General features: G+C 41.8%; 2 protein-coding genes. Both read left to right on the top strand.

Annotation, left to right across the window (positions count from 1 at the left end):
* Positions 1 to 99: 99 nt before the first annotated feature.
* Complete coding sequence (locus tag ACKJSM_RS28620; RefSeq protein ID WP_410239533.1) at positions 100 to 507, top strand: hypothetical protein; 408 nt, start codon at positions 100 to 102, stop codon at positions 505 to 507.
* Positions 508 to 674: 167 nt separating this feature from the next.
* A partial coding sequence (locus tag ACKJSM_RS28625) for a hypothetical protein (RefSeq protein ID WP_410239534.1) occupies positions 675 to 1,255 on the top strand: 581 nt, incomplete at its 3' end.

Consider the following 1,255-nt stretch of genomic DNA (forward strand, 5'->3'; position numbering starts at 1 on the left):
TGCAGGGGAATGGAATGGAATGGAATGCAATGGAATGGAATCTTCCGGAATGGAATGGAATGGAATGGAATGGAATGAAATGCAATGGATTCAACTCGATTGCAATGGAATGGAATAGAATGGAATGGAATGGAATGGAATGGAATTAATCCGAATAGAATGGAATGGAATGGAATGGAACGGAATGGAACGGAATGGAATGGAATGGAATGGAATGGAATGGTATGGAATGGAATGGAATGGTACGGAATAGAATGGAATGGAACGAATTGTAATGGAATGGAATTGAATGGAATGGAATGGAATGGAATGGAATCAACGCGAGTGCAGGGGAATGTAATGGAACGGAATGCAATGGAATGGAATCATCCGGAATGGAATGGAATGGAATGGAATGGAATGGAATGGAATCAACCCGAGTGCAATGGAATGGAGTGGAATGGAATGGAATGGAATGGAACAACCCGAATGGAATGGAATGTAATGGAGAGTAAGGGAGTTGAATAGAATCAATCCGAATGTAATGGAATGGAATGGAACGGAATGGAATTGAATGGAATGGAATGGAATGCAATGGAATGGAATCAACCCGAGTGCAATGGAATGGAGAGGAATGGAATGGAATGGAATGGAAACTACCCGAATGGAATGGAATGTAATGGAGTGTAAGGGAATTGAATAGAATCAATCCGAATGTAATGGAATGGAATGGAACGGAATGGAATGGAATGGAATGGAATGGAATGGAATGGAATGGAATGCAATGGAATGGAATCAACCCGAGTGCAATCGAATGGAATCGAATGGAATGGAATGCAATGGAATGGATTCAACTTGAATGGAATGGAAAGAATGGAATCAACACGAGTGGAATGGCATGGATTGGAATGGAATGGAATGGAATCAACCCGAGTACAGGGGAATGGAATGGAATGGAATGCAATGGAATGGAATCATCCGTAATGGAATGGAAAGGAATGGAATGGAATGGAATGGAATGGAATGGAATGGAATGGAATCAACTCGATTGCAATCGAATGGAATGGAATGGAATTAACCCGAATAGAATGGAATGGAATGGAATGGAACGGAACGGAATGGAATGGAATGGAATGGAATGGAATGGAATGGAACGGAACGGAATGGAATGGAATGGAATGGAATGGAATCAACGCGAGTGCAGGGGAATGGAATGGAATGGAATGCAATGGAATGGAATCTTCCGGAATGGAATGGAATGGAATGGAATGGAATG

The sequence above is a fragment of the Pseudomonas sp. PHC1 genome (genome assembly GCF_046487845.1).
In the GTDB taxonomy this organism is placed as follows: Bacteria; Pseudomonadota; Gammaproteobacteria; order Pseudomonadales; family Pseudomonadaceae; genus Aquipseudomonas; species Aquipseudomonas sputi.